The sequence below is a fragment of the Desulfocastanea catecholica genome (assembly GCF_054657295.1).
This window is the reverse complement of record NZ_BAAHYZ010000053.1, coordinates 1-11,056: the sequence shown is the minus strand read 5'-3', so window position 1 is coordinate 11,056 and position 11,056 is coordinate 1. Positions and strand designations below refer to the sequence as shown.

Here is an 11,056-nt window from a genome sequence, read left to right as displayed (position 1 = left end):
TTTTGTTTAGTGTCAAAGTGTTCCATTGCTGGCATTTTTTTGGATCAACCCACCGTTCGATCTGATCAGGAACAATGTAAACCTTCGCCTACTTGGAGCAATCAAAGGCTGGTAGTGGTAGGGTTAAATAACAACGACGGATACCTTGCCCCCCGCCCCCAGAACCAGATAGAATTATCGCCCAGTACTACTTAGGAATGACGCAGCCTATACATAAATATGACATTTATCAAAATCCAATTTCCTTGACGCATAACGTCATACGTTATAGAATGTGAAGTATGATTAAATCTTTTCTATGCAGAGACAGTGAAAGGCTCTTTAACGACTACGATGTAAAAAAATTCAGGGGAATTGCCAGAAAAGCACGGATTAAGTTGGAAATTCTTAATGCTACAGTGTCGCTAGATGGCTTACGCGTTCCCCCTGGCAACCGTCTTGAGGTATTGAAGGGTGACAGAAATGGGCAATATAGCATTCGTATAGACTCCCAATGGCGCGTTTGTTTCAGATGGATAGATGGGAATGCTCATGATGTTGCAATAGTAGATTATCACTGAGGAAATAAATAATGGCAAAACGACTACCTCCAATAACACCTGGCGATGTACTTTTAGAGGAATTTCTCGAGCCAATGAGAATCTCGCAGGCCCAATTGGCAAAAAATCTCAACGTTCCGCCCAACAGAATCAATCAGATTGTCAATGGAAAGCGTGAGATAACAGCAGATACCGCGCTTCGACTGGGCCAGTATTTTGGCATCGAACCAGAATTCTGGTTGAATTTGCAACTTAGGTTCAATGTGAAAAAAGCCAAGGAAACGTCCGGAAAACAAATCGAAAGAGAAGTAAGTCGTTGCACGCCTGCAGTCAATAATACTGAGCATTCTTCTGCTTAAAGCCAGATCCTCACACAAACAAATTCGACTAACAGGGTTCAGGAATTGTCTCAACTTCTAAAATGCAGCTGAAACTCATGCTTACAAGTGAACATCTCTTGCTTTCAGAGGGTTCAGGTGTCGTCCAAGTCTGGAAATGTCTTCTATCTACCTTAATACCCCCGTATCTCAAGCGCCGTGGCCAAAATTCGAGGGCGTTCCGACAGATTCAAAATCCATCCGGTATGTAAGCCCCATGAATGCCATCGCGAAAAAAAATTAGCCACTGCCCTACACTTTCTCTGTCTCTCAAGTAAGGGCATAACCCACAACGAGGAGCTACAGCTCCATACCACTTCTTTTGATAAATCGTTGTTTTAAAGGCTGGTGCTATCTGTCTTTCGACGTAAGGAGGTGGATGAATAATTTTGCTCGGATTTGATTCCATTTTTGGTTCTTTCACGGGGTAACTAGTTATTCAGCTGATCTGCATATCTCATCACTAGGTGCGCGATGCCCTTCCTTCGGGCGGTTATAGCCCACAAAAGCTGTAAGGGGGAAAACACAACTGCATTGACTGACAGAGTGGCAAGCAAAGGCGCTTGCTGCATGGGCTGCGGGCTAAGTCTTTAGAAAACATATAAAAATGCAAAGATATATATTTATATTAATTTACATTTAATGAGATAATTAAATATTCTTTAACATTTTTAATACTCCATGGGATCTATATGAACTCTGACCGCTGTTTAGATCGAATATAGCTATGTTAACTCCGATCGCTGTCAAAACCGAATATGTTATATGGGCTTTTGAAATGTGAGGATTAGATAGATCTGTCCGATTTTAAAAATATGAACACCATTCAATTCAACCCAGGCTGGTTTTTTGCCTGCAAAAGCCCCAGCAACTCTTTAGCTGACACTTTTCCCGCAGTATCAGTATCTTGAAGCAGACTGTCGGCAAGGTCACGTTTCTGTTTATGCAGATCGACTATCTGCTCTTCAATAGAGTTCTTTACCACCAGGCGATAAATAGTCACCGGTCTTTTTTGGCCGATCCGATGCGCCCGATCCGACGCCTGGTCCTCGACGGCTGGGTTCCACCATGGATCCATATGGATGACATAATCGGCGGCGGTAAGATTAAGTCCTGCACCTCCCGCTTTCAAACTGATGAGAAACACATCCCCCCGGCCATTTTGAAAATCGGCTATGCGCTGTTTTCGGTCTTTGAGAGAGGTTGAACCATCCAGGTATTGATAGCTGATGTTCTTTGTCTCAAGATAGCGGCGGATGATTTCCAAATGACCCACAAATTGACTGAACACCAGCGCCTTATGATTGTTCTCCCGCAATTCCTGCAAAGTATCACCAAAGACCTTCAGTTTGGAGCTGGCAATTTTACAATCCGGCAAAACCAGACTCGGATTACAGCATAATCTGCGCAATTTCATGATTTCACTAAGGATGCGCAGATGTGTTTGTCCAGCTCCCTCATCACTGTGGGCATCGATATTTTCCAGAGCTTTTAAACGCTGGGCTTCATAAAGCAGCACCTCGTCATTGCTCATTTCAACTTCAAGGGTAATTTCAGTTTTAGCCGGCAACTCTTGCAGAACATCGCTTTTTAAACGGCGCAGAATAAAGGGACGTATCAGTTTACGTAAGAGGTTTCGCACCTCATTGTCCTGATCACGCTCAATGGGGATTGCAAATTTTTCATTAAATTTCTTAAAAGATCCAAGTAGACCAGGGTTAAGAAAATTAAAAAGAGTCCACAACTCACTGAGATGATTTTCAACCGGGGTACCGGTGGTAATGACTCTAAACTCTGCCTGCAAGTCCATTGCTGCTTTCGATCGTTTCGTTTGCATATTTTTAATGGCCTGAGCTTCATCCAGTACCACGGTCTGCCATTTGACCCCGCTAAGCAGTTCCGTTTCCAACGGTAGTAAGCCGTAACTGACTATGAGCAGGTCAAAAGCCTGCAGATTGTCTATGGTTTGCTTTCTATCCCCGGGACCAAAGACAATAGCATTTAAAGTGGGAGCAAAACGACCAGCCTCGTCCAGCCAGTTGGACGTGACGGATAAGGGCGCTACAATTAAAGTAGGACCATGGGATGCTCGCAGTAGAATAGCCGCTAATGCCTGAATCGTTTTACCAAGACCCATATCATCGGCCAGACAAGCGCCCACGCCCCAGTGGGAGAGCTGGGCCAGCCAGTAAAACCCTGTCTGTTGATAATCTCGAAGCGAGCCCTGCAGAGTGGAAGGAATCTGTGGTTTAGCCACTTCTTTAAGTCGTTTACAATGTTCCGTCCAGGCTTTATCGGTTTTCAGTTGTCCCATTTCTTCGGTGAGATCCTCAAGCGCGAGAGCAGCCAGGGGCGCAAAGCGTACCCCCTTTCCATGGCCTTCGGATAAAGCGTTCAGCTCATCGAGTCGCTTGCGTAACTGCGCGGTTATGCCAAGAAAAGTGCCATCATCTAGAGGAACAAACCTGCCGGTTGCCCGACTGAGCATATCCAGGAGCGTACGTAAATCCAAGGCAAGAGTATCATCTATCTGCAATGATCCGGTAGCTTTAAACCAATCCCTCTCCTGTTTAATCTGCATCGAAAAGCTGGTAAACGTTGTGTTTTTGCGAACTTTAAGTTTTTCACCCTGTGGCCATTCCAGTATTACCTCATCACCGCATTCTTTCAATTCCAGCAGTAATTCCAGTGCATCCTCCGGAGCATCCACCAGCCACTGATTTTCTATTTTTTCAAGATGGTGGAAGGTGGGACAGGACTGGAGAATTTTGTCTTGCTGTTGCTTCTCTTTATTAAAATCACGCACTGCCTGGATCTTTTCACCTTTAATTTCGGTCAACACGGTTTTCCCGCCCTTGCCGGGCCTAAAACTGGAACCTTCTGTTCCACAAGGTTTGACCAGAAACTCGAGGCAGATTCCCTCCTGATGAGGAATAATATGGGCGTGAGGGGTACAGTCGGCTTGAACGGTTTTACTTTTTGTCCCGTCACTTGCTGTCAGGTCGGAATGAATCGTGATAATCGACGACAAAGAATCCACAACTTCTCCTGCCAGTTTTTCACCGGAACTGGGGATAGCCAGTTCCTCACTCAGCAAATTTATAATTGCCTTTTGCTTATCTGAGCAGCGGATCAGTTTGAAGCGGGTAGGAGTATCCTTGACCACCATCATTTCATCACTGGTTCGGGCGGGAAAAACAGTCAGCTTCAACCGGCCATTTTCTTTCGTCAGCTGCATTTCCGGCTCAGCCGATACAAGTTCTACCTGTACGTCGGGTGAGTTTTCCAAAAAGAGCAACGGGTGGCCAACCAGGGCAGGAAGGGCAATCTCATTATCCATTATATATTCGGTTTTACCGTATTTATAGTAGGTTCGGTAGTATTCTTCCTTGATACCCCGGCATACCCGACGATCCTGTTCGGTAAGTCCCTCCATGATATGGTTATTCTGATAGAGATTTTGCAGAGCCACCGATCTGCCTTTGGTCCAGGTACCTTTTTTACTGATTACCTGGAGACGGGGGCTGATATGACAAAAATTATAGGTTTCGCTATGGTTAAACAACCAGATCAGCCGTTGATCAACCACTCGCTTCGCATCCTCTTTTGAGCCAGGCTCTACAATATGCAACAGAGCATGAAGGGTCTTTTCCCATTTCGGCTGATCCTTGACCAGACGAACACAGCTGACCGTGTTGCATAATTTGTGTAACTTTGCCGATAGATCGCGGTTTTGTTCCTTCTCATGGCCAAGAAACTCTAGCAAGGCGGATAATTCCGCTGCAAGCCAAGTATAGTTGTTCTTTTTAGCCTTATCCCTGGTGCAACTGATTTTTGAAATATTGTGTCCCGCCTCGGAGGGATTAGTCCATGCCCAAAAAAGATTACTGAGGAAAAAAGGCAGGGGGGCATCCGTATTGTCAAGTAACTCCCTGTCCGGCAGATGCAGTTCACCGCAAGCGAATCCCAGCCGATCTTCGAAGACTGGTCTCATGGCTTCCGTCATGGAAGAAAGCGGGTATTGATCGTTTTTTGCTATGTCGATATAGTTGATAGCTTTGTTGAGAGCTGTATTTCCACCGGTTCCGAGAAGGGAAAGCAGATGGAAGATTCCCGCATAGCTCTGTAGAAAACATTTTCGCTTACCGGTTCGCTTGTTAATATATCGTATACTTTGCTCAAAAAGCTCATCCGCCTTCTGGTGATTACCACTGATACTTTCCAGCCAGGCCGTGCGGCTGAGTTGTTCAGGTTTCAGATCTTCCGAAAGGTTTACTGCAAGTGAATGAGCAAGAGATTTATCACCACAAAGCAGGTGATAATTAATCAGCTTAATTGATGAGCGTTTTCCGAGGACTTCGGCAGGAAATGAGTTGAGGATGTAGTGGAGAATCTCCGTTGCGGGTTCCAGAAGTTCGCCTGTACGTTCCAGCAGGGACAGGGCGATTTCCAGCCTGATTTCCGGGTGTATTTTATCCATGATTTCCCCGGAAAAAGGGTTGCTCAGTATGGAGTGATACAGGTTGTTGTCTCGGTAATCGTCACGAAAATAATGATAGGCATAATAGTTTTCAATGGTATTGATTTCTTTTGTCGATTTATGGCTGAACAGGGCAATCTGGAAAGATCGAATAACCTGCTGATAATTTTCAAATGGATTAGTCTGTTTGGTTGTATCGGGCAGGGGGATATGTTTTTGGAGCACCGTTACCGTTTGCCGGAAGCTGTCCTCCAGCAACATATCCCACAGCGCCTCCCTGCGAATAGATTCAGGACAACTTATTCCCCTGGTCGTTTTGAACAGCATCCCTTTATTAATCAATTCCTGTTGTATGAGTTGCATGTTATTTGTGGTCAATTCCATGCCGTTGTTCTGCCGAAATCCCATATCGTTTAAGCAATCAAGCATGATACCAACTCTGCAATAATCGACATTGACCGTCATCATGTGTACCATGGCTTTTGGTAACGGAAGAAGGGCGTGGTACTCTGCTCTACGATTATTGATACTTTGGGTGATCTTCATTGAGGAGAATGCGTGGTTTGGGTTAATATACAGAGTTTAACATTTCCAGCCGGCAGAGAAAAGTAACAGAAAAACAGACTATTTTCAGGAGAAATATGAATCCTCCCATTACAACCAACCCAGCTTTAGAGGAAATGCTGGATGCGGAATATTTATCCGCGGATTTGAAAGAGCTAGCCGCTTTAATCTGTCCCAACGTGCCGTCCAGAAAAAATGAACGTCTTCAGGCAATCGTTCAAACTTTATTTGCAGATCTCCAGGGTATTTTTGATAGACTCCATCTAGCTGGTCAACAGGCCGTGTCGGAAACAGTTCATACCTGGAACGGAACCTTTGAATCCAGGATGTTTGTCAATAAATATGGATATTCTCCCTGGAGCAAGACGGAAGACAGGTATGGCCGGAAGATAGAGTTACTGGATCTTTTTCTGATCCGTGGTCGAATGGCATCCGATCTATTCAAAAAATTAAAAAGAATCGTATCTGAACCACCGGAAGATACAATCCGCTATACGGAAAAAGAAAAAGTATATGGTGAGGGGCTTACCGTCAGGGAAACAGCCAAGGCTGCTTTGGCCAATCTCGCCACATTTCTGAACCTTGCCGCCGATAAACAGATACGGGTCAGCGCCAAAACCGGTAAAGCCACCGAGGCCACAGTCAGAAAAATGACGGATTTACTTTATGAGCCGGATTGGTATGATGATCATGAAATCGGCCCCATGCAGCCTTTCGCCTGGCCTTTGCTGCTGCAGGGTGGCGGCCTTGCCAAGGCGGATGGTGCGTTTTTACAACTTACTCCGGCAGGCCGTAAGGCACTGAAGAAGGATTTGGCAGGTGGCATACAGACAGCATGGGAACGGTGGGAAAAAACAAAAATTATTGATGAATTTTCAAGAGTCACCGCAATAAAGGGACAAAAGTCAAATCGGGGCCGTACCATGACCGCTCCCGTAAAACGCCGATCAATGATCAACAATCTTTTGGAAGATCTGCAACCAGGACAATGGATAAGTATCGATGAACTTATCCGACTGATGCAGACAAAAGCCGAATACTCGTTTGAGATGGTTAATTATGACTGGAAACTCTATTTCCTTGATCAACAATATGGAAATCTTTCTTACAATGATACCTGGCCGCTTTTGCAACTGCGGTATCTTTTGATATATCTGTTTGAATATTGTGCTACCCTTGGACTTATTGACCTTGCCTATCAAGATCCCCGTGGGGCGAGAAGTGAGGATTACAGCTCATGCTGGGGAACGGATGAGTTGGAATATCTCAGCCATTGCGATGGGTTGCAGTATATTCTGATCAATGATCTCGGCGCTTTTGTCCTGGGTCACCACGATACGTATGAAACACGGAAGAGCGGTGATGATATATTTACCTTTGACAAAACCGATATGGTTGCAAGCGACACAGCGGCCATTCCGCCGGGGCTGGAATTGTATCTTGAAAAGATCGGTGAACGTACCGAAGTTGACAGGTGGCGGCTGACTATTGGTTCGTTGTTGACAGCGATTAACAGTGGCGAGAGTTTACCTGAAATCAGAAAGACTCTTGAAGCGTTATCGGCAGAAGACTTCAGTAGAGAACTTACGCAAATACTGGCGGAAGTTGAGCATCGGTCTACTGCTTTTGTTAATGTCGGCCGGACAACCCTGATAGAATGCAGTCCGGAAGCTCGCAAGCAAGCGCTGACAAATAAAAAATTAAGCGGTCTCTGTATGCCGGCTGGTGACAAGTATCTGGTCGCTGCCCCCGGCAAAGAACAGACACTCATCAAAGCACTTGAGTCTATTGGATTTGTTCTTGGCGTAAAATAAGCAAAGTCATTTATGAGCAATGCTGGACAAAACAAAATTGAACTGACTTCGGAGGAGATAGTGCGTAACTTGCGTCTGGCTGTTCATAGTCTTGATTGGTCCATGCGCACCAGAACATGTCTTGTTAGCGGGGGGATTGAATATGTCTGGCAGCTGGTACAGTGCAGTGAACGGGACCTGTTAATGCTTAAAAATTTTGGGCGTAAGTCGTTAAATGAAATAAAAGTGACATTGCAGTCATTTGGTTTTAATCTCAATTCCTCTCTTGGGCCCGAGGACATCGAAAAAATCAAGGATTTTCATCATGTCCCGGACAAGGACTACTTACGAGAGTGGCTGAGAACAACTGTTTTGGAACTCAGCTGCTTTCCACTCGATTTGTTCAGCAAGCGCCAGGAACAGATCCTTCGGAATCGAACCTGGGCCACCGCCGGAAGAATGACTTTAAGACAGCTGGCACAGCTGTTTGGGATAAGTAAGGCACTTGCGGGATCCATTGAAAAAACGGTTTTGAGTAAGCTTCAGAATCATTATATTGCAGAACTGGTGGACGTTAATTATCAGCTCTTAGCTGAATTTGCGGCACGTTGCAATTGTATTGAGTTCACTGACACCTGTTTTGACCTTGTCAATTTGTCAGCACAGGAAAAAATTATTACAGGCTCTCTTCTTGGCCTAGCAATCGATGGTCTTGTTGTTGACTGGGATCGATCGCGACTGATACTCAATGAGTATACTCCCCAGGATATTGCGGACCTTAAGCATTATTTTACACAATCAAAGGGAACGCTTTCCCGTCAATTTGTTACTAAAGAAATACTTAGAGGGCAACGGAGTAACGAGGATATTCTCAGTCTGCGGAACACTATCCACCATTTAAAATGGATGGATCCATGAGATTGATATACTCGGCCTGGGTGGTCTTACTTGTCCGATGCTGCACGAATATCTTTGATGAGCATGAAAAGGTGACGGTTGTCTGTCGGGGAGGGTACAAATCCGAAGTGCCGGTAGAACGCCGTTGCCGAAGAGTCTTTTGCATGAACGGCGAGCGCGCGCAACCCGATAATATCGGCAACTTGTAACGTGCGTCCTAAGGCATCTAACAGCAGTCCGGCACCGAAACTGCGGCCTTGCCAGTTGTTGTGCACAGCAAGACGTGCCAGAACGAGAAGCGGTATCGGATGACGTGGCATTCCCTTAACCACGCGCTCCGGCGCGTCAGTGTGTCGGACTTCACCGGCTACAATTGTGTAGTACCCAATTATCGTCTGGTCGCTTAAGCCAACGTAGGTTTGCGATGAGTTCATTTGCTGCGCTTGCAGCGCATGGCGAATGAGAAACCGATCAAGTTCAGGCTGACTACAGGTAAATTCTTCGACCGCATGCTTTCGTTGCAACTTTTCTATGTGCAAAGGATTTGTCAAGGTTTGGGGTCAAAGACAGATGGTTCGCGAAACAAGCGTTCAAGACGGGGGTGACGGCGAGGCGGCGCGTCGAGCGCATTAACGAAAGCGTACCAACGTTCGGCATCGAGCGTAAAGACAGTCCGATCCGCCAGCCGTTCTTCGGCCTCGCTCAGCGCTGTATCAAGAACGAATTCGCTCACTGATTTACGCGCTGCTTTGGCCGCTGCTTGCAAGGTTTGTTTAGCAGACCGGCTAAGCCGCAGATCAAGCTTTTCTGTTCTGTTGGTTCGTGGAGTAGTCATAGTTTAAGTCTAGCAAGTTGCCGGACAATGTCAAGACAATTCTCAAAACAGATTGTGATGTCAGATGGAACATCAAGCACTTAGCTGTCATGATGATAAACATTAAACAAAAAAATGAACGATCAAAATGTCCTATTTTTCAGTCCATCGCAATCTTGAGTGTAGTAAGATATCCTTTGGCCATTCTCTGCTGGAAAACACACATCATAGGTAAAGCTTTTCCTGACCTTTTTGAAACCATCATGTTAAAATGGATAGGAATTACATGGACACCGATCTGCTGTCAAAGTCGAATATAGATAGATCGGCTTTCGGCTTCCCTGGCCACCACCCTCCTATCTGATTTTATTCCTGGAGTTTTCCGCTGCGCTACAACCACCGCCAACAAATTACAAAGGGTGTGTTGGCCGGCGCGATCCTCCACCCTTGTAACTGCGAAATATCACCTACCCTTAGGTCTCTTCTTTTCCTACTGCCCTTTCTCTCTTTCAAAATTGCGTGGGGTATGCACCTTCCGGAACCGCACAACAGTTCCGGAAGGTGCATACCCCACGCAGCAAAATCTGTTTATATGATGAATGTCGTTTTTAGCTAGGTGCGCGATGCCCTTTCCTCGGGCGGTTATAGCTCACAAAAGTAGCAAGAGGGGAGAAACAACTGCATTGACGAATAGAGTGGCAAGCAAAGTACGCTTGCAAAAAATAAATAAAGGGCAAAAAAAGCCCCTCCTGAACTCGCCAAAGCTACCGGAGGGGCAACCTTTAAACCTACCAAGGAATTAAAGGTGGGGAAACAATATCTCTCCCGTGTCTTTTTGTCTATACCTTAACCTGTGAATACAAACATGTTACGTGTCTTTATTTGAGTGCAAAAAATATAATTTAAAATTAAATAAATTAATTTGTGTGTTGATTAAAATGATATAACAAATTACATTAATTGATGTCATTTAATACATTAATATTTCTTTTAAAGAGACCAAAAGGGGCGATATGATCATCACCATAGGGAACAGTAAGGGCGGCGTTGGCAAAAGCACTATTGCTTGTAATCTTGCGTGTATGGCCGCAAAGGAAAACAAAAAAGTTTTGCTGGTTGATGCGGACCCTCAAGCGTCGAGCCTGAATTTTAGGTCGATTCGAGAAGCCGACGACATAAAAGCGACAGCAATTACCACCCCCACTCTTCATAAGGACCTGAAGGAATTTACCAATTTTGATTTGATAATAATTGATTCTGGAGGACGGGATTCGGTTATTTTCAGGTCGGCTATTTTGGCAGCAGACATACTCATTATTCCAGTTTTACCCTCGGTCTATGATATTTGGGCAACCTCAGACACTCTCGATATTGTACAAGAAGCAAAGATTTTTAATGAAAAACTGATAGCTAGATTTTTGCTTAATATGGTTATGCCAAACACCATTATGGCGCGTGAAGCGCTCCAAGCTTTGGAAGAAAAGAAGGAAATTCCGATTTTAAAATGTCAGTTAGGCGCAAGAAGCTCTTTTAAGAACGGTTTAATATCCGGGCAGGGAGTCATTGAACACGCCCCCAAATCGAAAGCAGCC

The 11,056-nt window shown here is 45.1% G+C and carries 8 protein-coding genes; 5 read left to right on the top strand and 3 right to left on the bottom strand.

Annotated elements, in window-relative coordinates; all coding sequences use genetic code 11:
• The first annotated feature begins 281 nt into the window (after positions 1-281).
• Positions 282-560, top strand: coding sequence for a type II toxin-antitoxin system RelE/ParE family toxin (locus ACYQ8U_RS22025; RefSeq protein WP_459947722.1), 279 nt, complete (start codon positions 282-284; stop codon positions 558-560).
• 11 nt (positions 561-571) lie between these two features.
• Positions 572-898 (top strand): HigA family addiction module antitoxin, encoded by a 327-nt coding sequence (locus tag ACYQ8U_RS22020; RefSeq protein WP_459947721.1) that lies wholly within the window; start codon positions 572-574, stop codon positions 896-898.
• Between the two features lie 844 nt (positions 899-1,742).
• Here the strand turns inward: ACYQ8U_RS22020 and ACYQ8U_RS22015 are convergent.
• Entirely contained in the window at positions 1,743-5,825 is a 4,083-nt protein-coding gene (locus ACYQ8U_RS22015) for a DEAD/DEAH box helicase (RefSeq protein ID WP_459947720.1), read from the bottom strand.
• Between the two features lie 212 nt (positions 5,826-6,037).
• Between ACYQ8U_RS22015 and ACYQ8U_RS22010 the strand changes: the two genes are divergently transcribed.
• Together ACYQ8U_RS22010 and ACYQ8U_RS22005 are read left to right on the top strand one after the other, a co-directional pair.
• Positions 6,038-7,774, top strand: a complete 1,737-nt coding sequence (locus tag ACYQ8U_RS22010; protein ID WP_459947719.1) for a hypothetical protein — start codon at positions 6,038-6,040, stop codon at positions 7,772-7,774.
• Between the two features lie 12 nt (positions 7,775-7,786).
• The gene (locus ACYQ8U_RS22005) at positions 7,787-8,671 is read left to right on the top strand and encodes a DNA-directed RNA polymerase subunit alpha C-terminal domain-containing protein (RefSeq protein WP_459947718.1); all 885 of its coding nucleotides are present in this window, start codon (positions 7,787-7,789) and stop codon (positions 8,669-8,671) included.
• A 26-nt stretch (positions 8,672-8,697) separates the two neighbouring features.
• Here the strand turns inward: ACYQ8U_RS22005 and ACYQ8U_RS22000 are convergent, their stop codons facing one another.
• Together ACYQ8U_RS22000 and ACYQ8U_RS21995 are read right to left on the bottom strand one after the other, a co-directional pair.
• Positions 8,698-9,189: a GNAT family N-acetyltransferase gene (locus ACYQ8U_RS22000; protein WP_459947717.1), complete on the bottom strand. Its 492-nt coding sequence runs from the start codon at positions 9,187-9,189 to the stop codon at positions 8,698-8,700.
• 8 nt (positions 9,190-9,197) lie between these two features.
• Positions 9,198-9,485, bottom strand: a complete 288-nt coding sequence (locus tag ACYQ8U_RS21995; protein ID WP_459947716.1) for a type II toxin-antitoxin system TacA family antitoxin — start codon at positions 9,483-9,485, stop codon at positions 9,198-9,200.
• Between the two features lie 992 nt (positions 9,486-10,477).
• Between ACYQ8U_RS21995 and parA the strand changes: the two genes are divergently transcribed.
• Positions 10,478-11,056, top strand: a 579-nt coding sequence (parA, locus tag ACYQ8U_RS21990) for a ParA family partition ATPase (RefSeq protein ID WP_459947715.1), incomplete at its 3' end; no start/stop codon positions are given.